General features: G+C 74.0%; 22 protein-coding genes. 13 read left to right on the top strand and 9 right to left on the bottom strand.

What is annotated here, in order from left to right:
- Window positions 1–47: 47 nt before the first annotated feature.
- A complete protein-coding gene (locus LVO85_RS08765) occupies window positions 48–1,085 on the bottom strand; it encodes a M14 family zinc carboxypeptidase (protein WP_232747047.1) in 1,038 nt (345 codons plus the stop codon).
- Window positions 1,086–1,266: 181 nt separating this feature from the next.
- The gene (locus LVO85_RS08760) at window positions 1,267–2,430 is read right to left on the bottom strand and encodes a M14 family zinc carboxypeptidase (protein WP_232747046.1); all 1,164 of its coding nucleotides are present in this window, start codon (window positions 2,428–2,430) and stop codon (window positions 1,267–1,269) included.
- A gap of 166 nt (window positions 2,431–2,596) precedes the next feature.
- Here LVO85_RS08760 and LVO85_RS08755 point away from each other — a divergent pair, with 166 nt between their 5' ends.
- The 6 genes from LVO85_RS08755 (at window position 2,597) to LVO85_RS08730 (ending at window position 7,496) form a co-directional block, all read left to right on the top strand.
- Window positions 2,597–3,085, top strand: coding sequence for a TspO/MBR family protein (locus LVO85_RS08755; RefSeq protein ID WP_232747045.1), 489 nt, complete (start codon window positions 2,597–2,599; stop codon window positions 3,083–3,085).
- A gap of 145 nt (window positions 3,086–3,230) precedes the next feature.
- Window positions 3,231–4,250 (top strand): alkene reductase, encoded by a 1,020-nt coding sequence (locus LVO85_RS08750; protein WP_408637684.1) that lies wholly within the window; start codon window positions 3,231–3,233, stop codon window positions 4,248–4,250.
- Entirely contained in the window at window positions 4,250–5,161 is a 912-nt protein-coding gene (locus tag LVO85_RS08745; protein WP_232747043.1) for an oxidoreductase, read from the top strand. The genes LVO85_RS08750 and LVO85_RS08745 overlap by 1 nt, the downstream gene beginning before the upstream one ends.
- Before the next feature lie 40 nt (window positions 5,162–5,201).
- Complete coding sequence (locus LVO85_RS08740; RefSeq protein ID WP_232747042.1) at window positions 5,202–5,966, top strand: LamB/YcsF family protein; 765 nt, start codon at window positions 5,202–5,204, stop codon at window positions 5,964–5,966.
- Window positions 5,967–5,973: 7 nt separating this feature from the next.
- Window positions 5,974–6,630 (top strand): 5-oxoprolinase subunit B family protein, encoded by a 657-nt coding sequence (locus tag LVO85_RS08735; RefSeq protein WP_232747041.1) that lies wholly within the window; start codon window positions 5,974–5,976, stop codon window positions 6,628–6,630.
- Entirely contained in the window at window positions 6,627–7,496 is an 870-nt protein-coding gene (locus LVO85_RS08730; RefSeq protein ID WP_232747040.1) for a 5-oxoprolinase subunit C family protein, read from the top strand. The genes LVO85_RS08735 and LVO85_RS08730 overlap by 4 nt, the downstream gene beginning before the upstream one ends.
- A 7-nt stretch (window positions 7,497–7,503) precedes the next feature.
- Here the strand turns inward: LVO85_RS08730 and LVO85_RS08725 are convergent, their stop codons facing one another.
- A complete protein-coding gene (locus LVO85_RS08725) occupies window positions 7,504–7,959 on the bottom strand; it encodes a hypothetical protein (protein WP_232747039.1) in 456 nt (151 codons plus the stop codon).
- A 145-nt stretch (window positions 7,960–8,104) separates the two neighbouring features.
- Between LVO85_RS08725 and LVO85_RS08720 the strand changes: the two genes are divergently transcribed.
- Window positions 8,105–10,633: an SCO7613 C-terminal domain-containing membrane protein gene (locus LVO85_RS08720; protein ID WP_232747038.1), complete on the top strand. Its 2,529-nt coding sequence runs from the start codon at window positions 8,105–8,107 to the stop codon at window positions 10,631–10,633.
- 116 nt (window positions 10,634–10,749) lie between these two features.
- Here the strand turns inward: LVO85_RS08720 and LVO85_RS08715 are convergent, their stop codons facing one another.
- On the bottom strand, window positions 10,750–11,553 hold the full coding sequence (locus LVO85_RS08715) for an SDR family NAD(P)-dependent oxidoreductase (RefSeq protein ID WP_232747037.1): 804 nt from the start codon (window positions 11,551–11,553) through the stop codon (window positions 10,750–10,752).
- 51 nt (window positions 11,554–11,604) lie between these two features.
- Between LVO85_RS08715 and LVO85_RS08710 the strand changes: the two genes are divergently transcribed.
- Complete coding sequence (locus LVO85_RS08710) at window positions 11,605–12,501, top strand: GNAT family N-acetyltransferase (RefSeq protein WP_232747036.1); 897 nt, start codon at window positions 11,605–11,607, stop codon at window positions 12,499–12,501.
- Here LVO85_RS08710 and LVO85_RS08705 read toward each other — a convergent pair.
- On the bottom strand, window positions 12,492–13,634 hold the full coding sequence (locus LVO85_RS08705; protein ID WP_232747035.1) for a dipeptidase: 1,143 nt from the start codon (window positions 13,632–13,634) through the stop codon (window positions 12,492–12,494). The genes LVO85_RS08710 and LVO85_RS08705 overlap by 10 nt on opposite strands.
- Before the next feature lie 105 nt (window positions 13,635–13,739).
- Between LVO85_RS08705 and LVO85_RS08700 the strand changes: the two genes are divergently transcribed.
- Window positions 13,740–14,549 (top strand): VOC family protein, encoded by an 810-nt coding sequence (locus LVO85_RS08700; RefSeq protein ID WP_232747034.1) that lies wholly within the window; start codon window positions 13,740–13,742, stop codon window positions 14,547–14,549.
- A gap of 121 nt (window positions 14,550–14,670) precedes the next feature.
- On the opposite strand, the gene LVO85_RS08695 is transcribed toward LVO85_RS08700, so the two are convergent.
- Window positions 14,671–14,973 carry a DUF2249 domain-containing protein gene (locus LVO85_RS08695; RefSeq protein ID WP_232747033.1) on the bottom strand — a complete coding sequence of 101 codons (303 nt, stop codon included), beginning with the start codon at window positions 14,971–14,973 and terminating at the stop codon, window positions 14,671–14,673.
- 53 nt (window positions 14,974–15,026) lie between these two features.
- Here LVO85_RS08695 and LVO85_RS08690 point away from each other — a divergent pair, with 53 nt between their 5' ends.
- The 4 genes from LVO85_RS08690 to LVO85_RS08675 are packed head-to-tail and all read left to right on the top strand — an operon-like array spanning window position 15,027 to window position 20,178.
- Window positions 15,027–15,767 carry a helix-turn-helix transcriptional regulator gene (locus tag LVO85_RS08690; RefSeq protein WP_232747032.1) on the top strand — a complete coding sequence of 247 codons (741 nt, stop codon included), beginning with the start codon at window positions 15,027–15,029 and terminating at the stop codon, window positions 15,765–15,767.
- A complete protein-coding gene (locus LVO85_RS08685) occupies window positions 15,764–18,400 on the top strand; it encodes a multicopper oxidase domain-containing protein (RefSeq protein ID WP_232747031.1) in 2,637 nt (878 codons plus the stop codon). The genes LVO85_RS08690 and LVO85_RS08685 overlap by 4 nt, the downstream gene beginning before the upstream one ends.
- A 57-nt stretch (window positions 18,401–18,457) precedes the next feature.
- Entirely contained in the window at window positions 18,458–19,153 is a 696-nt protein-coding gene (locus LVO85_RS08680; RefSeq protein WP_232747030.1) for a response regulator transcription factor, read from the top strand.
- Window positions 19,150–20,178 (top strand): sensor histidine kinase, encoded by a 1,029-nt coding sequence (locus LVO85_RS08675; protein WP_232747029.1) that lies wholly within the window; start codon window positions 19,150–19,152, stop codon window positions 20,176–20,178. The genes LVO85_RS08680 and LVO85_RS08675 overlap by 4 nt, the downstream gene beginning before the upstream one ends.
- On the opposite strand, the gene LVO85_RS08670 is transcribed toward LVO85_RS08675, so the two are convergent.
- The 3 genes from LVO85_RS08670 to LVO85_RS08660 form a co-directional block, all read right to left on the bottom strand.
- Window positions 20,162–20,899 (bottom strand): cytochrome c biogenesis CcdA family protein, encoded by a 738-nt coding sequence (locus tag LVO85_RS08670; RefSeq protein ID WP_232747028.1) that lies wholly within the window; start codon window positions 20,897–20,899, stop codon window positions 20,162–20,164. The genes LVO85_RS08675 and LVO85_RS08670 overlap by 17 nt on opposite strands.
- A 4-nt stretch (window positions 20,900–20,903) precedes the next feature.
- Entirely contained in the window at window positions 20,904–21,401 is a 498-nt protein-coding gene (locus LVO85_RS08665; RefSeq protein WP_232747027.1) for a thioredoxin family protein, read from the bottom strand.
- A gap of 67 nt (window positions 21,402–21,468) precedes the next feature.
- Window positions 21,469–22,425 carry an L-lactate dehydrogenase gene (locus tag LVO85_RS08660; RefSeq protein ID WP_232747026.1) on the bottom strand — a complete coding sequence of 319 codons (957 nt, stop codon included), beginning with the start codon at window positions 22,423–22,425 and terminating at the stop codon, window positions 21,469–21,471.
- Window positions 22,426–22,485: the final 60 nt, after the last annotated feature.

The following is a 22,485-nucleotide window of genomic DNA, read 5'->3' as shown; positions in this document are numbered from 1 at the left end:
GACGGGGTGGCGGGGGTCTTCGCCGGCGCGGGGCCGAGGTCAGCCGGTCACTCGTCGGGGTTGTAGTAGTACTGCGTCGGCAGGGTGTCCCAGAAGGAGGTGTCCACCGTGTCGACCGACCCGTCGGCGATGGCCCGTGCGGTGGCCTCCAGGGTGATCACCGTCTGGCGGATGAGGTAGCCGCTGCTGCGGGCTCCCAGGACCGCGGTCGGGCTGTAGTGGTCCGCCATCCCTCGCATCTCGAACAGGAGGGTGGCGATGCCGTACTCCACGGCGAGACCGTTGCGGCTGATCGTCTCCGCCGACCCGCCGTTGTACTTGCCGAGCAGGCCCCAGCCGGTGGAGTCGACCGCGTCGTAGACGACCGCGCCGAGCTGCTTGGAGCGCTCGACGACCTCAGGGTCGGCGTTGGCGGTCGTGGGGTAGAGGATCGACCCGGAGACCCACTCGTCGTCGATGGCGCTGTAGGCGCCCTGGTGGTGCAGGTCGATCATGTAGTCGACGTCGTAGGCGGCGAGCACGTTGTCGTGCAGCGCCGCGGTCTCCGGCTGGAGCCGGTTCACGTGGTCGCGGTTGAGGTCGGCGCCCACCGCGTTGAAGCGGGTCAGGTGCCGGTCGCCGTGGGCGATGTAGTTGTCGAGCGAGAAGTCGACGTCACCCATGGCGCCGTCCGGGTTGAGCATGGGGACGACGAGGATGTTGACGCCGTCGAGCACGTCCTGGCCGCGGCCGGTGCCGAGGTGCTTGATGAACTCCATCGCGCCCTCGGTGGTGAGCTGCTCGTTGCCGTGCTGCTGGGTCAGGTAGAGGATCGTCGGGTTGTCCGGGTCGCTCACCCAGGACGCGAGGTAGAGGTCGCGCCCCTTGACCGACTGTCCGATGACGGTCAGGTCCATGGCGTCCTGGCGGGCGTCCTGCTTCTGCAGGAAGGAGGCCAGGTCCTCGTAGGTGGACAGGTGGGCGGTCGTGATGTTGCCCTTGCCGTCCCACTCCGGCCCGTTGCCGACGGCGGTGCCGGCAACGGGGGTGAGTGCGATCGGGGCGGCCGCGAGGACCGCGACGAGGCTGCGTCGAGAAAGGTTCATGACGGCACGCTAGGAGCCTGGGCCGGGCAGGGCCAGGGTTCTTGCCAAGAATTGGGCCAACCCTGACCGCCTCCTTGCACATCGGCTGTGGGACAGGCCAGGTGGCGGGTGCCTGCGAGGGCAGACGTATGCCGTGGGCGCGATCCCTCGACCCCGCGCCCACGGCATACGAGCCTGCTGGTCAGGCGGGGATGACGCCGCCCCAGTCGGTGAGGTAGCGCAGCACCTCGGTGCCGGGGATCTGGTCGTCCCAGATCGTCGGGTCGAGGTCCTGGACGCTGCCGTCGGCCAGGCCGCCCAGCCAGGCGGTGATGCCCAGGATGTTCTGCTGGACGAACTTGCCGCGGCCCTTCTGGCCGATGCTGCCGTCCCGGGTGTTGCCCGAGGTCTCGAAGAACACCGCGGCGTTGCTGTGCCCCGTCGGGTTGAGCCCGTCGTAGTCGAGCCCCAGCATCATCGCGGAGACGACGCCACCGCGGATGTCGATGACCGTGCCCTCGCCGACGTCGTACTTGTCGATGCCGATGAAGCCACGGTCCTTGGTCTCCAGCCACACGTGGCTCTGCATCTGGCGCGTGAGCACGTCGTACTCCCCGCCCTCCAGGCCCGGCAGGGTCGGACCGCCGGGCGCCAGGGAGATGCCGAGCGAGAACGTGACCGGCTCGCCGGTGTCCCGGTTGCGCTTGAGGCCCTGGTGGTGGATGTCGAGGGCGAACTCCGGCTTGACCCTGGTCCAGTACTCGTACCACGCCAGCGACTCGCGGGCGACGAACGCGTCGGGCGCCCAGTCACGGTTGAGGTCGACGCGCCGCTCGCGGCCGTCCACCAGCCGCGGCTGGTCGGTCTCGCGGTCCCACAGGATCGTCTCCCGGATGTTGGCCTCGGAGCCGTCGGGGTTGTAGATCGGGATGAAGTGGACCGTGAACTCCTCGCGGATCTGCCGCATCTCGCGGGAGCCGTTGCTGCCCAGCGTCCTGAGCATGCTGAGGATCGACTCGAGGCCGTAGGGCTCGTTGCCGTGGATGCGTCCCTGCACCCAGACGGCCGTGGCGCCGGAGCCGACCGTGGCGACGTAGAGCTCGCGGCCCTGCTCGGAGTAGGCCTCCTGGGTGCCGAGCTGCGACAGGGTCGTGACGGTGACGGGGTAGCGGCTGCTGCGGGAGAGCTTGTCGAGCTCGGCGACCATGTCGCCGTAGCTGCGGATGGCGTTGAGGGGCGTGCTCTCCCCGGTGTCGGGGAAGGTGGGGTCGGCGTGCGCCACGCCGGCACCGGCGAGGGGGGCGGCCAGGGCGGCGAGGGCGCCCCACCCGACGAGGGTGCGGCGCGAGACGGGGGACTGCTGCATAACAGGAATCCTTCTGCAGGGGATGTGACCCACGCCACCCTAGGGGGGATCGCGGTCGTGTGGGGCGAGGTGTCGGTCAAGATCCGGTCAAGGTTGCGCAAAGTCGTCACACGGTCCTGCCTCACCGTCCGGTCCGCGATACTGGGGGCATGACACAGGGGGACCGATGAACGCGCAGATCCTGATCACCGCCAGCTGCATCGCGGTGGTGGTCGTGTATGCCGGGCTGTCGGCCTTCCTCACCTCGCGCGCACCGGGGTGGTACGACCGCCTCCCCAGGCCCGCGTGGCAGCCGCCGGACTGGATGTTCGGGGTGATGTGGCCGCTCAACTTCCTGGCCCTGGGCCTGGCGAGCTACGCCATCGGGGTCTACAGCCCGCCGGAGCAGTCGCTGGCCTTCCTCAACGTGCTGCTGAGCTCGACCGCGTTCGCGCTGCTGTGGGCGTTCTTCTTCTACGTGCCGCCGCACCGGCTGCTGGTCGCCGCCATCGCTCTGACGGTGGCCACGGTGCTGGCCTGGGGCCTGGTGTTCGTGGCCTGGCAGATCATCTCGCTGGCCGGCGCGATCCTCGTGCCGTATGCCCTGTGGCTGACCGTCGCGACCAGCCTCGCCTACGGCTACCACCGGCTGGTCGACGACCCGATGAGCGTCTGACCTGCGGCTCAGGGAATACCGGCCGGTAGGGACGGTGTTGGCAGCCCTAGTCCCGCACGTCCCCGACCGAGAGGCTCGACACATCGTGTCCCGCGCATTCGCACCTGTCCGCATCGGCTCCTGGGACCTTCCCCAGTCGTTCGTCATGGCCCCCCTGACCCGCAACCGTGCCGGTGCGGGCAACGCCCCGACCGAGCTCAACGCCACCTACTACGCCCAGCGTGCCGGCGCCGGGCTCATCGTCACCGAGGGCACCGCCCCGAGCGCCGTGGGCCAGGGCTACCTGAACGTGCCCGGCCTCTACACCGACGAGCAGGTCGAGGGCTGGCGTCTGGTGGCCGAGAAGGTGCACGCGGCCGGGGGCACGATCGTCGCCCAGCTCATGCACTGCGGCCGCATCGCGCACCCCGACAACAAGGACGGGCTGGAGAGCGTCTCCGCCTCCGCCGTCGCCGCCCCGGGGGAGATGGTGACCGCCGAGGGACCCAAGCCCCACCCCACCCCCCGTGCCCTGGACACCCACGAGGTGCCCGGTGTGGTGCAGGAGTACGTCACGGCCGCCCGCAACGCGGTCGCCGCGGGCCTGGACGGCGTCGAGGTGCACGCGGCCAACGGCTACCTGCTGCACCAGTTCCTGGACTCCACCGTCAACCGTCGTGAGGACGAGTACGGCGGCTCCCCGCAGGCCCGCGCCCAGCTGGCGGTCGACGTGGTGACCGCGGTGTCGGAGGCCATCGGCGCCGAGCGCGTCGGGCTCCGGATCTCCCCGGCACACGCCTTCAACGGCATCGGCGAGAGCTTCGGGGAGGACCTGGACGACACCTACTCCGCCCTGGTGGACGCCATCACCCCGCTGGGCATCGCCTACCTCAGCATGCTGGCCCACCCGCACAACGACATCGTCAGCCACCTGCGCTACCGCTTCGGCGGACCGGTGATGCTGAACGACGGCTTCGGCGAGGTCACCTCGCTGTCCAAGGTCAACAGCCTGCTCGAGACCGGTCTGTGCGACGCCGTCGTCGTGGGCCGCCCGTTCCTGGCCAACCCCGACCTGCCGGTCCGGTGGGAGCAGGGCGCTGAGCTCAACGAGCCCGACCAGGCAACCTTCTACGGTGGCGGGGCCGAGGGCTACATCGACTACCCGACTCTCGAGCAGGCCTCCTGATGGCGCGGCGCTGGTCGCTGGAGGACATGCCCGACCTCACCGGCGTGGTGGCCCTGGTCACCGGGGGCAACGCGGGCCTGGGGCTGGCGACCGTGCGGCAGCTGCTCGCCCGGGGTGCCCACGTGGTCGTGGCCAGCCGCAGTGTCGAGCGCGGCGAGGCCGCCGTGGCGGGCCTGGGCCCGCAGCGCGGCACCGCCGAGGTGCTTCCGCTGGACCTGGCCGACCTGGAGTCCGTCCGGCTGCATGCCAAGGAGGTGAGCGCCCGGCATACCCGTCTGGACCTGCTGGTCAACAACGCCGGCATCATGATGGTGCCGCCCGGGGTCACCCGCGACGGCTTCGAGCGCCAGTTCGGCACCAACCACCTGGGCCACTTCGCGCTCACCGGGCACCTCGTCGACCTCGTCACCGCCGCGCCGGCAGGACGGGTGGTCACCGTCAGCAGCCAGGCCCACCGGGTCGGCACCCTGGACCCGGCCGCCCACGAGGCACCCGGGGAGGGGTACCGGAAGGTGCGGGCCTACGGCACCTCCAAGCTGGCCAACCTGCTCTTCACCTACGAGCTGCAGCGACGGCTGGCGGCCCGTGGCTCCCGTGCCCTGGCCCTGGCGGCACACCCGGGCACTGCCGGCACGGGCCTGTCCGACCACCTCTTCCCCGCGCGCCTGCGGCGGCTGCAGCCGGTGTTCCGCAGGCTCACCCAGAGCGCCGACGACGGGGCGCTGCCCACGCTGCGCGCCGCCACCGACCCGGGGGCCCTGGGCGGGCAGTACTTCGGGCCCGACCGGCTCAACCAGCAGCGGGGGCGCCCGGTCGTCGTCTCCTCCAGCGAGGTCTCCTACGACCCCGAGGCCGCCCGCGACCTGTGGCAGCGTTCGGAGGAGCTGACCGGCGTGTCCTACCCGGGCTGACCGGCTGGGTCCGCGCGCCGAGGAGTGGGATCGTGGAGGCATGACGCGCATCGACCTCAACTCCGACCTCGGGGAGTCGTTCGGCGCGTGGACCGTGGGTGACGACGCGGCGATGCTCGAGGTCGTCACCAGCGCCAACGTGGCCTGCGGCTTCCATGCCGGCGACGCGCTGACGTTGCAGCGCACGTGCGCGCTCGCGGCCGAGCGCGGCGTCGTCGTCGGCGCCCAGGTGGGCTACCGCGACCTGGCCGGCTTCGGCCGGCGGTTCATCGCGATGGACCTGCCCGAGCTCACCGCCGACGTGCTCTACCAGCTCGGCGCGCTCGACGCGATGTGCCGGGTGGCCGGCACCCGGGTCGCCTACGTCAAGCCGCACGGCGCGCTCTACCACGCCGTCACCGACGACGAAGGGCACGCCCGCGCCGTCGTCGAGGCGGTCGTCTCCTACGACCGCTCGCTCACGGTGATGGGGCTGCCGGGGGCCACCATCCTCGAGGTGGCCCGCGAGGCCGGGCTGGCCACGGTGACCGAGGCCTTCGCCGACCGCGGCTACACCCCGCAGGGGCGGCTGGTGCCGCGCGGCGAGCCCGGCGCGATCCTGGACGACCCGCGGGACGTGGCCGCCCGGATGGTGCGGCTGGCCGTGGAGGGTGTCGTCACGGCGGTCGACGGCACGGAGGTCAGGGTGCAGGCCGAGTCGATCTGCACCCACGGCGACTCCCCGGGGGCGGTCGAGATGGCGCGGGCGGTGCGTGCGGCCCTCACCGAGGCCGGCATCCGGATCAGCTCCTTCGTGCACCCGTGAGCCGGCGATGACCTCCCGGATCGACCTGCGGGTGCTCCCCATGGGAGAGGAGGCACTGCTCGTCGAGGTCGCCGACACGGCCCAGGTCATGGCGCTCGCCGCAGTGCTGCGCGCGCTGGTGGAGGCCGAGGAGGGCCCCTTCGGCGCTGTGGTGGACCTGGTGCCGGCCGCCCGGACGGTGCTCCTGCACGCCGCGACCGGCACCGACCTGGGCGCGCTCGCCACGGCGGTCGAGTCGGTCGCCGCGCGCACCCCCGCCGTGCCGGGTGCCGACGACGACGAGGACCGGGTGGAGATCGCGGTGGCCTACGGCGGGTCCGACCTGGCCGAGGTCGCCCGGCTCGTCGGCCTGACCGAGCGGGAGGTCGTCCGCGCGCACACGGGCAGCACCTGGCGGGTCGCCTTCTGCGGCTTCGCGCCGGGCTTCGGCTACCTCGTGGACGGCGACCCCCGGCTGCGGGTGCCGCGCCACCCGGCGCCGCGGAGCACCGTCCCGGCCGGCTCGGTGGCGCTCGCCGGGGAGTTCAGCGCCGTCTACCCGCGGTCCTCCCCGGGCGGCTGGCAGCTCATCGGCTCCACCGAGATGGTGCTGTGGGACCTGGACCGCTCGCCGCCGGCGCTGCTGCGCCCCGGTCGTGCCGTCCGCTTCGTGGAGGAGCCGTGAGCGCCGCCCTGGAGGTCCTCGACCCCGGGCCGCTCACGCTGGTGCAGGACCTCGGCCGGCGCGGGGTGGCCGCGATCGGGGTGGGCCGCTCCGGCGCCGCCGACCTCACCGCATACCGGCTCGGTGCCCGGCTCGTCGCGCACGACGAGGGGCTGGCCGCCCTGGAGGTCGTGCTGGGCAGCCTGGTGGCACGCGTCCGGGGCGGCGACCTCACCGTGGCGCTCACCGGTGCCGCGGCACCCGCGCTGGTCGACGACCGGCCGGTGCCGCACGCGGCCCCGCTGCACCTGCGCGCGGGCCAGGTGCTCCGCCTCGGGGTGCCGGCCGCCGGCCTGCGCACCTATCTCACGGTGCGCGGCGGGCTGGCCGTGCCGGAGGTGCTCGGGTCACGGTCGACCGACACGCTGGCCGGGCTGGGCCCGGCCCCGGTGCGGGCGGGGGACGTGCTGAGGGTGCTCGGCTACCGCGGGCCCTTCCCCAACGTCGACGTCGCCCCGGTGCCCCCGCCCACGGCCGACCGTGTCGTGCTCGAGGTGCGGACCGGCCCGCGGCACGCGTGGTTCGCGCGCCCCGATGCCCTGGCGGCACAGACCTGGCAGGTGTCCTCCCGCAGCGACCGGGTCGGGGTGCGGCTCGAGGGCGAGCCGCTGGCCCGGGCACAGCGGTGGGAGGGCACCGAGCTGCCGAGCGAAGGGATGGTGCGCGGGTGCCTGCAGGTGCCCGCCGGCGGGCTGCCGGTGCTCTTCCTCAGCGACCACCCGGTGACCGGGGGCTACCCCGTCATCGGGGTCGTCGTCCCCTCCGACGTCGACCGGGCCGCCCAGCTCCAGCCGGGGCAGCAGGTCGGCTTCCGCTGGCGCGGCTGAGGGGCGCTCAGGCAGCAGGCACGGGACAGGCGACCTCGCCGGCCAGCCGGGCGCGCAGGGCCCAGACCAGCAGGCCGACCGCCGCCACCCCCAGGACCGGCTGCACCGGCGCGAACCACTGCATCGCACCGGCATACCCCAGCAGGACGAGCGCGAGCTTGTTGCAGACCGGACATCCGACGGCGAAGAAGGTGAGCAGCCCGCCCAGGGCGCCCCGGCGCGACGCGGTGGTCTCTGTCTGCCCGGCCTCGCGCACGTAGGTGGCGAGCAGCAGACCGGAGAGCACGGCGGTGACCAGCAGCACCGGCCACGACCACCAGGTCACCCCGATCTCCCGGCCGAAGACCGGGGTGGGGATCATGGCGGTCGGCACGGCGATCACCAGCACGGTGACGACGGCACCGGCGGCTGCGGTCAGCCAGCGGCGCGCGCTCCATCGGGTCAGGGCGGTCCAGGTGTCCACGACGCGCATTCTACATACCCATAGGGGTATCCCTGTCCGGCGCGTCGGGACCATCGTCCCTGTCTCCCGGGCCCCGGGGGTGGGTGAATGGGGTATGGCCCGGTATGCAGACCCGCAGCGGTGCCCGGGCTGCCATGGGCCGATCGTGCCCGGCACCGCCGTGTGCCCCTCGTGCGGGCTCAGGCTGGAGGGGGCGCTGGGCGCCGAGCTCTTCGCCACCCTCACGCGCGCCGACCGGCTGCTCGAGCAGATGGCCACGGCGGCGGCCTCGCCGACGGGGGCTCTCCCGGCGCCCGCCACGGCCGCCCCCGGGCCGCCGGCCGAGCCCGTGGCACCGGGAGCCCCTGCGGCCCCCGCTGCCCCCGGCCCGGCGGGCACAGCGGCTGCGCCGGCTGCGCCTGCCCCGGCGCGCAGGGGCCTGAGCACCGCGTCCGTGCCCACGATCCTGCTCGGCCTGGGTGCCCTCTGCCTCCTCGTGGCGGCCCTGGTGTTCCTCGCGGTCACGTGGTCGGCCATGGGGGTGGGCGGCCGGACGGTGACGCTGGTCGGGTTCACGCTGGCCGCGGGTGCGCTGACCGCCTGGACCGCGCGGCGCGGCCTGCGAGCGGCCGTGGAGTCGCTGGGTGTGGTGACCCTGGGCCTGCTCGCCTTCGACCTCGTCGGGGCCCGGGACGCCGGGTGGCTGGGGGACATCGGCACGCCCGGACTGCTCCTGGTGCTCGGCCTCGTGCTCCTCGCCGCCGGGGCGGGCGCGACCCTGGTGCTGCGCCGCAGCCCGGTCGGCGCCTTCGTCGGTGGCCAGGTCGTCGCCGTCGTCGGCCTGGCGACGGCAGCGGCCGGCACGCTCGCCAGCGAGGGGCTGTCATGGTCGGTGGGCGCGACCGTCGCGGTCGTCGGCACCTGGCTGGTGGCACGGGCGGCCTTCGCGGCCACGCTCCGGGTGCTCGCGGTCGGTGCTGTGGCCGCCGGGGCCGTGCTCTGGCTGCTGCTGGCGGTGTCGTCGCTGGCGCGGGCGCTGGACCACCCCTCCCTCCGCGAGCTCTGGCTGGACCTCGAGGTGTGGCCGCTGCTGGTCTCGGCCGCGCTCCTCCTCACCCTGGGTCTGGTCCGCGGCCTCCCCGAGGTGCTGCGCCGGTCTGCCTTCGCCCTGGCCGGCGTCGTCCTCGCCGCGGTCGTCCTCGTGCCCACCAGTGACGAGCCGGCCACGCTCGCCACCCTGGCGGGGGCGGGGCTGCTCGTGGTGCTCTCCGGCCTCGTCGGGGTCCTCCCACCCCGTGCGCGACCCGGCGTGGCGGCCCCCGTCGTGCTGCTCACGCTGTGGATGCTCCTGGTCGTCCTCGACCTGTCCGCCGATGCGACCGCGCGTCTCATGACCGCCGGCGACACGGTCTGGGGTGGGTCGGTCGGCACGGTCCTGGACCCCCCGGCACCGGTCTCCGACCTCGAGCCGGCCGCCTGGACCCTGCCGCTGGTCGTCGTCGCCACCGTGGCCGGGCTCGTCGCCCTCGCCCGCTCCGCCAGGTGGGCGCACGAGGTGCTGCGGCCGCTGGCCCACCCCGACGTGCTCGTCGCGGTGGCGGCGGCCACGGTGGTGCTCGGGCTCACCGCCTACACCGTGCCGTTGTGGCTGCCGCTGCTCCTGCTCCTGCTGACCGGTGGCGTGCTGGCCGGCCGGGCCGTGCTCACCGGATCGTCCGTCCCGCTCCTGCTGGCGGTGGCGGCCCTCGCGCTCGGGCTGCTGGTCTCGCTGCACTCCGAGGGCCTCACGCTGGTCGCGGTCGCGGTGAGCCTGCCGGCCGCGCTCGCGGTGCACCTGCGTGGTCCGGCGGGGGTCGGTGCAGCCGGGGCGGGTGCCGCCCTGGCGGTCCTGGCCGCGGCCCTGGTGTGGACGGGCGGAGCGCTGCTCGACGTCTCGCAGCAGTGGACCGCCCTGGCCGCCCTGCTGGTGCTGGCCGGCCTCGTGCTCCTCATGCCGTATGTCGGGGCGCCCGTGCGCGCGGCGGGCCCGGCGTGGACCGGGGTGGGCCTCGAGGCCGGTGTCCTGTTCGCGGCCGCGGCGGTCTCGCTGGCCGCGGTGACGGAGGCCGGGAGCGCCGACGAGGCCACCTGGGCGGCGGTCTACCTCACGGTCACCGGTGCCACCGCCTCGGCCGTCGCGCTGACGCGCGCGGACCGTCGGCCGGTCGGCTGGCTCGGCGGTGTGCTGCTCGCCGCGGCCAGCTGGGTGCGTCTGGCAGACGTCGGCGTCGACACCGTCGAGGCCTACAGCCTGCCCGCTGCCCTGGCGCTGGTCGTGGTGGGGGTGGCCCACCTGCGCCGCCACGCGGACACCGGCACCCTGCGTGCTCTCTCGCCCGGGCTGCTGCTGGCCCTCGTGCCGAGCCTGGTCTGGGCGCTGGACGACCCGGTCTCCCTGCGCTCGCTGCTGCTGGGCACCGCCTGCCTGGGGCTGCTCGCCGCCGGGCTGCGTCTGCACTGGGCCGCGCCGGTGGTCCACGCAGCCGTGGTCGGCGCACTGCTCGTGCTGCGGCTGGCGACGCCGGTCGCGGAGGCGGTGCCGCGCTGGGCCCTCATCGGGATGGCCGGCGCGGTGCTCATCGGCGTGGGCATCACGTGGGAGCAGCGGCTCAAGGAGGCCCGGGCGGTCGCAGGCTACGTCCGTCGTCTGCGCTGACCCGCACGGGAGGGGAGTCCCCCAGGCGCGGCGGGCGTGTTAGCGAACGGGCACCACCGGGCTGCGTGGCCGCACCGTCCGGGTGAGCCGGTCGATGTGCCCGTCCGACGGCACGCTCAGCGCAGGTGGCTGGCCCCGTTGAAGTCCACCACCGCGCCGGAGACCCACTCCGCGCTCGGCTCGGCGAGGGTGACCAGGGCGTCGGCCACCTCCTCGGGCGTGGCGACCCGCCCGAACGGGCTCTGGGCGCGGATCGTCGCGCCCTCGGGGCTGTCGAGCAGGCGCGCCGCCATGTCGGTGGCGATGAACCCGGGCGCCAGGGACACCACGCCGACCCCGTGCGGCGCGAGGGCCACGGCCATCGACTGTCCGAAGGCATGCAGGCCCGCCTTGCTCGCACCGTATGCCGGCACGTCCGGCTCTCCGCGGTAGGCACCGCGGGACCCCACGTTGACCACCCGTCCGGTGGGCAGCCCCTCGGCCGGCGGCACCTCGAGCATGTGGCGCGCGACGCACCAGGTCAGGTTGGCCGGGCCCATCAGGTTGGTGGCCAGCGTCGTCTGCCACGCGCGCACCCACTGGTCGTAGTCGACGTCGGTCACGCGGTGGTCCCCCCGGCGCCTTCCGCCACCCGAGGGGTCGAGGAACAACGCCGCGTTGTTGACCAGCACGTCCACCCGACCGAGCGCGGCCACCGCCCGCTGGGCCAGCTCCCTCGTCTCCTGGGGCTGCGCCAGGTCCGCCTGGACGAGCTCGTGGCCCTCACCCGGCAGGCTCTCCAGCACCGACTGCGCCAGCGAGGCCGCCCCCCGGTAGTGCACCACCACCCGGTCACCCCGTGCGGCGAACGCCCGCGCCGTCGCGGCCCCCACCCCCCGGGAGGCGCCGGTGACCAGAACTCCGCGTGTCGGGTGCGTCATGTCTGCCACCCTAGGCTCCGTGGCCGCAGGGTGCGGGGAAGGGGAGACGTCATGACGGTGCAGGCGCGGCGCTACACCTCGACCCCCGGGTTCACCGACGACTTCTTCCGGGTGCGGGACTTCCTGCGGCGCATCAACGAGCCCTCCGTGGTGACCCCCGGCTTCCTCTGGGCACGGTGGGAGTGGGCCTTCTGCCTGCCCTACCAGGACCGTGCGGCGCTGGACCGGATCGGGCTGTGGGAGGCCGACGGCACCGTGGTGGCCCTGGCCACCTTCGAGCTCGAGACGGGCGAGGCCTATCTCGTCGTCGACCCCGCCCACCGGGAGCTGCTGCCTGCCATGGTGGAGCACGCCCTCGAGCACCTGCGGCGTGACGGGACGGTGCGGGTGCTGGTCGCCGACGGCGACCGCGAGCTGCAGCGTCTGGTGCTCGCGCGGGGGCTGCGGGCGACGGACGGGCGTGACCCCAACTCGGTCCTCGAGCTCAGGGGCCTGGCGCCGCCCGGGCTGCCCGCCGGCTACACCCTGGCCGGCCTCGACGAGGCCGACGACGTGCGCCGCTTCGACCGGCTGCTGCACCGCGGCTTCGACCACCCCGGGGAGCCGCCGGCCACCCCGGAGGACCTGCGGTGGCGCCGGCGCTCCATGTCCAGCCCCGGCATGGTGCCGCGGCTCAACACGGTCGTGCTCGCCCCGGACGGGAGCTATGCCTCCTACTGCGGCGTGTGGCACGCGCCGGGCACGGCATACGTCCTGGTCGAGCCGGTCTGCACCGACCCCGACACCCGGCGCCGCGGCCTGGCCGCCGCGGCGGTGACCGAGGCCCTGCGGCGGTGCGCGTCCCGGGGCGCCACCGAGGGGTATGTCGGTGCCGTGCTGCCCCTCTACCGTGCCCTCGGCTTCGCGCCGGTGGCGTCGGCGACCTGGTGGGCGGTGCCTCAGGCCTGAGCGGCGGCGACCTCCTCCGCGCCGCGCAGGGTGCGCAGCACGTTGGCGCCGGCCAGCCTGGCCAGGTCGTTGTCCGACCAGCCGCGTGCGGCCAGGGCAGCGAAGAGCCGTGGGTAGCCCGACACGTCCTCCAGGCCCACGGGCAGCGTGGAGACCCCGTCGTAGTCGCCGCCCACCCCGATGTGGTCGACCCCGGCGACCTCGCGGAGGTGCTCGACATGCTCGACCACCTGGGCCAGCGTGGCCCTGGGCTCCGGGTGGCGCAGCCGGTAGGTCTCCATCCACGGCTCGAAGCGCTCCAGGTCGGTGGCCGCGACACCGTCCGCCTGGGCCGCAGCCGCCGCCTCCTCGCGCCAGTCGCGCACCTCCTGGGAGACGAACTGCGGCGCGAACACCGCCATGCACGTGCCGCCCGCCGCCGCCATCGTCTGCAGCACGTCGTCCGGCACGTTGCGTGGTGAGTCGCACACGGCCCGGGCGGAGGAGTGGCTGAAGACCACGGGCGCCACCGACGTGTCCAGCGCGTCGCGCATCGTGTCGGCCGAGACGTGGGAGAGGTCCACGAGCATGCCGAGCCGGTTCATCTCCCGCACCACCTCGCGCCCGAAGTCCGTCAGCCCGCCGTGCACGGGGGTGTCGGTCGCGGAGTCCGCCCACGGGGTGTTGTCGTTGTGCGTGAGCGTCAGGTAGCGCACCCCGAGGCGGTGCAGCACGCGCAGCACCCCCAGCGACGACCCGATCGAGTGTCCGCCCTCGGCACCCATCAGCGAGGCCACCCGACCGCTCGCGAAGACGCGCTCCACCTCGTCGGCCGTCGTCGCCAGACCCAGCTGGTCGGCATACCGCCGCACCATCGCGTGCACCGCGTCGACCTGCTCCAGGGTCTGGATCACTGCCTGGTCCGCGGGCAGGGTCGAGGGCACGAAGACCGACCAGAACTGGCCGCCGACGCACCCGCTGCGCAGCCGTGGCAGGTCGGTGTGGGTGGGTGTGCTCCCGGCGATGTCGAGACGCTCCCAGTCGTAGCCCGCCAGCGTGCGGGCCCGCCACGGCAGGTCGTTATGGCCGTCGATGAGGGGGTGCTCGCGCAGGAGCGTGCGCACCCGCGCCAGGTATGCGGTGTCGGTGGTCACCGTGCCATCGTGCCGCACCCGGGCAGCGACACGCAGCAACCCCCTACCGGCCTGCCCTCGCTGGGTGCACCATGGGCCGAGGGGCGCGTCGGTCGGGGTCGCGCCGTGAGGAGAGACGAGGCAGCGATGGTCGTCCGGCACGAGGCATGGGCACAGGGGACCCCGGCGTGGGTCGACATCTCCGTGAGCGACCTGGAGCGCTCGCAGCACTTCTACCAGGACGTCCTCGGGTGGGAGTTCTCCGACAGCGACCCTCAGTACGGCGGATACTGCAACGCGTTGGTCGGCGGTGAGACGGTCGCCGGGATGTCGCCCCCGATGCCGGGCATGGACGAGCCGCCGCACGTCTGGGTGACCTACCTGGCGGTCGACGACGTCGAGCAGACGGCCGACGCGGTCACCCAGGCAGGAGGGGAGCTGGTCTTCCCGCCGATGCAGGTCGGCGCCTTCGGCACCATGTGCCTGGCAGTGGACCCCACCGGCGCCGTCTTCGGGCTGTGGCAGTCCGACGAGCACACCGGCTACACCCTGGCCAACGAGCCCGGCTCGGTGACCTGGAACGAGGCGATGGTCGGCGACTTCGCGCAGGGCCAGGCCTTCTACAGCACCGTCTTCGGCTACTCCTACCAGGACATGTCCGGCGACGGCTACCAGTACGCGACCGTCACACTCGGCGACGAGGAGCGCCCGGTCGCCGGGATCGGCGAGGTCGAGGGTGACACACCGCCGCACTGGGCCGTGACCTTCATGGTGGCCGACACCGACAGCGCGGTGGCGCGGGTGACCGAGGCCGGCGGGGCGGTCATCGCCCCCGCGTTCGACATGGAGTACGGCCGGCTGGCCGTCGTCAGCGGCCCCGACGGTGAGCCGTTTGCGGTGATGAGCACACCGGAGGACTCCGCCGAGGACGACTGAGCCCGCCGGGCGGCGAGGGGGTCAGGGCGTGGACCTCCTCCCACTCGGGCCCGTCCAGACCGTGCTCGTCGGTGATCGCCCGACGACCTCGACCGCCCGGCACCCGCAGGAGGAGCACACGTCAGCGGCGGGTGAGCTGCACGCGCCAGGCCTGCGGGCCCGACTCGAGGTAGCTCACCGCGAAGGCGTCCGGCTCCCGCTCGTGGATCTGGGCGAGCAGCGGCAGCGGGTCGTGCGGGGCGACCAGCACCAGGGAGGCCCCGCGACCGATCGCCCCCAGGGCCCCGAAGACCGTCGCGTGCCGGATGGCGTGCGGGACCGGGCGGACGTCGAGGCTGGGGACGCCCTCGTCGGCGCAGCCGCAGGCGCAGGACGAGGCCTGCTGGGCCAGGGGGAGCGACGAGATGGTCTGGGACGTGCTCATGGGAACCTCCGGAGTGCGGACGGGCAGTGCGTACATTTGTTACGATAACCGATGTGAAAAATAGTCCGGGACCCGCGCCCACCCCGCTCGTGGACGAGGCGCTGGCCGCGCTCTCGCCGGCCCTGCGCAGGGTGCTCGACGTGCTGGAGGCCCGAGGTGGGGAGGTCACGGTCAACGAGGTCGCCGCTGAGCTCGGGCTGCACCACAACACGGCGCGCGGTTCCCTGGACGCGCTGGTGGATGCCGGCCTGGTCGTGCGCTCCCGTCAGCCCGCCCGCGGCCGGGGCCGACCCGCGTGGGCCTACACCTCCGTCGCCGGTGCCGGCATCGACGAGCGCACCCGCGACTACCTGGCCCTGACCACGGCGTTCGCCCACCACGTCGCCCGCACGAGTGCGGACCCGGCGGCGTCGGCCCGGCAGATCGGGCGCGAGTGGGGGGCTGCCATGGCCGCCACGGCCGAGCCGCCGACCGGCTCTGCTCCCGGGCAGCGCCGTGCGGCCGGAGCGGTCGACCCCGACCGCGCAGCCCGCACGGAGGTCGTGCGGATGCTCACGCGCGGCGGCTTCGGCCCCGAGCCGTCCGCCGACGCCACCAGGGTGGCGCTGCGCCGCTGTCCGCTGCTCGAGGCGGCCCGCTCCCACCCCGAGGTGGTCTGCCAGGTCCACCAGGGCATGGTCGAGGGCATGCTCACGGTCCGGGGCGAGGACCCGACCGGTGTCCGGCTGCTGCCCTTCGCGGAGCCCGGTGCCTGCGTGCTGCTCCTGCCCGACGCCGTGGCCGGTCCCGCGTGAGCCGCGCCTCCTGGCACGCGCGCACGACCGGCCTGGTGCTGGCGTGGGCGGTGGCCCTGCTCGTCGTGGTGCTGACCCATCCCTTCCTGCCGGTCGCCGGGTGGCTGCTCGTCCATGTGCTGGCGCTCGGGGTGGTGAGCAACGCGATCCTGGTCTGGACCTGGCACTTCGCCGAGGCCCTGCTGCGTCTGGGGGACGCCGACCGGCCGGCCCAGGCCCGCCGCCTGGTGCTGCTCAACGGCGGGGTCCTCGTGCTCGTCGCCGGCATGACCTCGGCGGTCGCCGCCCTCGTGGTGACCGGGGCCGCGCTGGTGGCCGGCGCTGTGACCTGGCACCTCGTCGACCTGCTCCGCCGCGTGCGCCGCGCCCTGGGCAACCGTTTCGCGGTCACCGTCCGCTACTACGTGGCCGCCGCCGTGGCTGTGCTCGTGGGGGTGGTCCTGGGCGCCGTCCTCGGGGTGGGCGGTGCGGGAGCGGCCGCCGAGGAGCTCCGGCTCGCGCACCTGCTCCTCAACGTGCTCGGCTGGGTGGGCCTGACGGTGCTGGGCACGCTGGTCACCCTCTGGCCGACCATGCTGCGCACCCGCATCGCCGACGGCGCCGTGGTGGCGGCCAGGCGGGGCTTCGTGCTCCTCGTGGCCGGTCTCGGTGTCGCTGCCGTCGGGGCCGGTGCCGGCGCGACCGCGGTCGTCGCCGCAGGGCTCCTCGGGTATGCCGGGGGCCTGGTCGTGCTGCTGGTGCCGATGGTGCAGGCGGCCCGGCAGCGCGCTCCGCAGCATCTCGCGACGCTGTCGGTGGGCGCCGGGACGGCCTGGCTGCTCGGCAGCGTGCTGGGGCTGGCCGGCGTCGCCGCGACGGCCCCGGACCTCCCGGTGCTGCGCGAGCGCACCGGCTGGCTGGTGGCGGCCCTGCTGGTCGGGGTGGTGGCCCAGGTCCTCGTCGGCGCCCTGTCCTACCTCGTGCCGGTCGTCCTGGGAGGGGGCCCGGCGCGGGTGCGGGCAGCGAGCGCCACCCTGGACCGGGCCGCGACCCTGCGGCTCACCGCGGCGAACCTCGGGCTCCTGGTGTGCCTGCTGCCCGTGCCCAGCGTCGTGCGGGTCACCACCTCCCTGGTGGTCTTCGTCGCGTTGGCCGCGGTCGTGCCGCTGCTGCTGCGCGTGCTGTGGCGGCACCGCCGCGCGACGACGGCTCCGGGTGACCTGTCCCTGGTCCCGTCGGCCGGTCCCGCTGCGGTGGGCGACGGCGTGCCCGGTGGCCGGGGTGCCACGCGGCTGCGAGGGCTGCTCTCCGGTGCGGGGGTCGTCGCGCTGGCGGTCGCCGCCGGGGTCGCGGTCGACCCGGTCGCGGCCGGACTGGGCACCACCGACGCGGCGGCCGGGGTCACGCCGACCGGACGCACGACCACCGTCCTGGTCGAGGCGCAGGGGATGCGGTTCGAGCCCGACGTCGTGGAGGTGCCCGCCGGTGACCGGCTGGTGGTCCAGCTCGTCAACGCCGACACCGACGTGCACGACCTCGTCCTGGCCTCCGGGCAGAGCAGCGGCCGGCTGGCCCCGGGTGAGCGCACAGAGCTCGACCTCGGGGTGGTCGGCACCGACCTGCAGGGCTGGTGCTCGGTCGCGGGTCACCGCCAGATGGGGATGGAGCTCGACGTCGTCGCGGTCGGCGCGCCGGCGGGCACCGCAGCCGGGCACCCGGACGAGGGCGAGCACGGCGTGGCCGGTGCCGAGGACGGCACCGGCACCGCCGGTGGGGTGAGCGCCGCCGACCTCAGGCAGGACCCGGGCCCGACCTTCGCCCCCTACGACCCGGTGCTGCGCCCCGCACCCGACGCGGTGGTGCACCGGCACCGCCTCGTCGTGCGCGAGGAGGAGACCGAGGTCGCCCCGGGCGTCACGGCCACTGCGTGGACCTTCGGCGGCACGGTGCCCGGCCCCGTGCTCCGCGGCACGGTGGGCGACACCTTCGAGGTCACCCTCGTCAACGACGGCACCATCGGGCACAGCATCGACTTCCATGCCGGGGCCCTCGCCCCGGACCGGCCGATGCGCACCATCGCGCCCGGTGAGGAGCTGACCTACACCTTCACCGCCACGCGGGCCGGCATCTGGATGTACCACTGCTCGACGATGCCGATGTCGGTGCACATCGCGAACGGCATGTTCGGGGCCGTCGTCATCGACCCGCCCGACCTGCCCGACGTCGACCGTGAGCTCGTGCTGGTGCAGTCGGAGATGTACCTCGGAGCCGACGGCGAGGAGGCTGACGCCGCGAACGTCGCCGAGGAGCAGCCCGACCTGGTGGTCTTCAACGGCTACGCCAACCAGTACGCCCACGCCCCGATCGAGGTCCGGGTCGGGGAGCGGGTGCGGGTCTGGGTGCTCGACGCCGGCCCCAGCCGCAGCAGCGCCTTCCACGTGGTCGGCGGGCAGTTCGACACCGTCTGGACCGAAGGGGCCTACACGGTGCGCTCGCCCGACGGGCCCGACGGTGCACAGGTGCTGCCGCTCGTGCCCGCGCAGGGCGGCTTCGTCGAGCTGGTCTTCCCCGAGGCGGGCACCTACCCGCTGGTGAGCCACATCATGGTCGACGCCGAGCGCGGCGCCCACGGCGTCTTCCGGGTGACCGACTGAGCCGGACGTCATACTCCGGCAAGACCACCTGGGCCGGGTCGGCACTACGCTCGCCGCGTGAGCGTCGTCCTGGTCGTCGACGACGACGAGACCGTCAGGGAGGTCGTGGTCGCCTACCTGCACCGGGCCGGCCTGCCCACCGTCGAGGCAGCAGACGGCCTGCAGGCGGTGGCCGCGGCTCGCCGACACCGCCCACGGCTCGTGGTGCTGGACGTCATGCTGCCGGGCATCGACGGCATCGAGGTGCTGCGCCGGATGCGCGAGACCGACCCGCGCCTGCCCGTCATCCTGCTGACCGCGCTCACGACGGAGGAGGACCGGGTGCTGGGTCTGGAGCTCGGCGCGGACGACTATGTCGGCAAGCCGTTCAGCGTCCGCGAGCTGGTCCTGCGCGTGCAGGGCGTGCTCCGCCGGGTGGCCGACCCCCCGTCGGGGGAGTCCGGGCCGGCCGAGCCCCTGCACGACGGTGACCTCCGCCTCGACCCCGCCGGTCGCACCGCCCACCTCGCGGGCCGGCCGCTGGCGCTGACCGGTCGCGAGTTCGACCTGCTGACCTACCTCGTCACCCACCCAGGGGTGGTGGTGAGCCGGCAGCAGCTCATGCGCGAGGTGTGGGGCTGGGACTTCGGTGACGACTCCACCGTGACGGTCCACGTGCGCCGTCTGCGCAACAAGGTCGAGCCCGACCCGGCGACCCCCACGCGGATCGTCACGGTATGGGGCGCGGGCTACCGCTGGGACCGGCGACCGTGACCCCGGAGCTCGAGGCCATCGTCCTGTCGGCCGGGACGGCCGGTGTCGTGGGCGCGCTGGGTGCCTGGGCCACGGTGCGGGTAGCGCGACGCTCGCTGGCCACGGCGACGCTGGTGGGGCCGGCTGTCGTCGTCGCCAGCATCGCCGCGGGCGTCCTCGTCACGGCCCAGGCGATGTTCCTGTCCAGCCACGACCTGACGCTCGTGTGGCTGCTCGTCGCCGCAGCCGTGCCGGTGGCCCTGGCGTGTGGCTTCTTCCTCTACCGCGCCGTGCGGGCGATCGACCGTCGGACTGCCGAGGCCGCCGCCCAGCGCGAGCGGGAGCAGGCGCTGGCCGCGAGCCGCAGGGAGATGGTCACATGGGCCTCGCACGACCTCCGGTCACCGCTGGCCGGCATCCGTGCCATGGCCGAGGCACTCGAGGACGGGGTCGTGCAGGACCCTGACGCCTACCACCGGCGCATCCGCCACGAGAGCGACCGCATGGCCCGCATGGTGGACGACCTCCTGGAGATGTCGCTCCTGCAGCACGGTGAGCAGCTGCTGCGACGACGGCCGGTGGACCTCTCGGAGCTGGCCCGCGACGTCGCCCAGGGCCAGGTGCCGGTCGCCGAACGGCTGGGGGTCCGGCTGGACCTCCCCGTGGCCGACCCGGTGCGGGCGGAGGTCGACCCGTCCCGTCTCGAGCGAGCCGTCGCCAACGTGGTGCGCAACGCGCTGCTGGCCACTCCCCGGGGAGGGCTGGTGACGGTGCGCGCGGGCCGCCAGGCGGACGCCGGCGGGCAGGTGGCGTTTGTGGAGGTGGACGACGCGTGCGGTGGGCTGTCGCCGGAGGACCTGCAGCGCGCGTTCGACCCGGGCTGGCGCGGCAGCGCACCGCGCACCCCCGAGGCCGGGGCGGGGGCGGGCGTGGGGCTGACGATCACGCGGGCCGTCGTGGAGGAGCACGGCGGCACGGTGCGGCTGACGAACCACGGCGCCGGCTGCCGGCTGCGCCTGTGCGTGCCGCTCACCCCTGCGGGATGAAGCCCGAGTCGAGCTCCCACGGTGCGACCGGGGAGTGCTCGAGCACCCAGGCCTGGACCTCACGGTCCCAGCCCAGCAGCACGACCAGCCCGACGGCGAGGAAGACCACACCGAGCGAGCGGCGGAACCACCCGTCGGCCTGGGCAGCCCACCCCAGCCGTCCCACGGCCCGTTGGCCCGCGAGGGCGATGACGAGCAGCGTCGCGCTCAGGCCCAGACAGTAGGCAGCGAGCAGGACCAGGCCGAAGCCCAGGTCTGCGGGCAGGACCGTCACCACGACGTAGGCGTAGAGCGGGCTGCACGAGGAGAACACCGGTCCGAGGGCCGCCCCGGTCAGCACCTGCCCGCTCACCCCGTCGTGTGAGCGCGCTCCGCGCAGGCCGGCATGCGTCCGGGAGGACAGGCGCAGTGCGACGGCCACCCGGTCCCACAGGCCGGGGAAGACGCCGGCCAGGCCGAGGGCCACCAGGATCCCGCCGGAGAGCCACTGCCAGGCCTGCGGTGGCACGCCGATGAGGGCGGTCGTCCCCTTGAGGGCGAGCGTGAAGAGGGCCACGGACAGGCCGAGCGAGGCCGCGATGACCATGGCGCGCCGGGTCTGGGTCGCCCGGTCGGCCTCCGGCGCGACGGAGCCACCCACGATGACGGGCAGCAGTGGCAGCACGCAGGGTGCCAGGGTCGTGAGCACACCGGCCACCAGGGCGCCCAGGACGGTGAGCATGCGGTCAGCCGGTCCTGGCGAGGATGTCCTCGCCGTCAGGGCTGCCGCTCCAGGTTGCCAGTGCCGTCCCGAGGGCGTCGACGTGCACGAAGCTGTGCTGCTGGACGATCCCGTACTCCTGGCGAAGGGAGGTCTGGCTGTCGAAGTCGACCTTGACGACCGTGAGGCCCTCCGGCACGCCGTCCTCCGTCAGCGCAGCGTCGGTCGCCCGGCAGCTGGGGCACCAGTCGGCGTGGAAGAACAGCACGACCGTGCTGTCCTCGTGGGCCGCAGTGTCGGCGGCATAGGTGGCGTGGTCGATGTACGCCCCCGCAGGAAGCGCGGCCGGCGGTCCTTCGCCGGAGCCCGTGCCCATGTCCTCGGTGCCCATGTCACTGTCGCCCAGGTCCTCTTCGCTCGTGGGCTGCGGCGTACCGGTGGCGCCCGGGGTGGTGTCGTCGTCAGTGCCGCAGGCCGTCAGGGCCAGTGCGGCGACCGCCAGGCTGATCAGTGTCGTTCGCATGGGACCAGCCTGTCCCCTGGGCGGTCCGAGAGTCCTTACCGGACCGTGACGGCCTCCTGGGGTGAGGTCAGAGCCCGAAGCGTGCCGCCGTCGCCTTGATCGACTCGGCGCTGGCACGCAGCTGGGAGAGCTCTCCGTCCGACATCGGCACGACCAGCCGCTCGTCGGCGCCGCGCGCGTCCACGACCGTGGGCACCGACAGCGAGACGTTGCTGACCCCGAGGTAGTCGTCGACCCAGGTCGAGACGGGCAGGACCCGGCGCTCGTCACGCAGCACCGACTCGATGACCTGGCAGCAGGCCAGCGCCACAGCGTAGTTGGTCGCGCCCTTGCCCTCGATGATCCGGTAGGCCGCGTGCACCACCTTGTCGGCGATGTCCTCCCGCTCCGCCTGGTCCAGCCGGCCGTGGGACTCGTGCCACTGCAGCAGCGGCACGCCACCGACGCTCGCGGACGTCCACAGCGGGAACTCGGTGTCCCCGTGCTCACCCGCGACGTAGGCATGGACGTTCTGCACGGCGACCCCGATGCGGGTGGAGATCTCGTGCCGCAGCCGCGCGGAGTCGAGCACCGTGCCGGAGCCGAACACCTGCTGGGGCGGGAGCCCGGAGATCCGCAGGGCGGCCGTGGTGACGACGTCCACCGGGTTGGTCACCATGAGGTAGGTCGCATCGGGTGCGACCTCCAGCAGCTGCGGCATGAGCGTGCGGGTGAGGGCAATGGTGCTCTCGGCCAGGTCCATCCGGCTCTGGCCGGGCTTCTGCTTGCCACCGGCGGTGATCGCGACGATGCGGGCGCCGCGGCACACCTCGATGTCGTCACTGCCGACGATCTCGCCGACGGGCATGAAGGAGATGCCGTGCGAGATGTCGAGCGCCTCCGCCTCGACCTTCTTGGTGTTGATGTCGTGCAGCACGACACGGCGGGCGGTGCCGCGGACGAGGGCGGTGTAGGCGAGGGTGGCACCGACGGAGCCGGCACCGATGATCGCGAGCGTGGGCGGGGTGGCGGACGTGGGGGTCATGGGTCAAGTCTGGCAGGAACCGCGTCGCGCGTGCAGACGCCGTCCCCGGCCTGACCTGCC

The sequence above is a fragment of the Ornithinimicrobium sediminis genome (assembly GCF_021272345.1).
GTDB lineage: Bacteria > Actinomycetota > Actinomycetes > Actinomycetales > Dermatophilaceae > Ornithinicoccus > Ornithinicoccus sediminis_B.
Note: the sequence above shows the minus strand (reverse complement) of the source record. Positions and strands in the feature narration are given on the sequence as shown.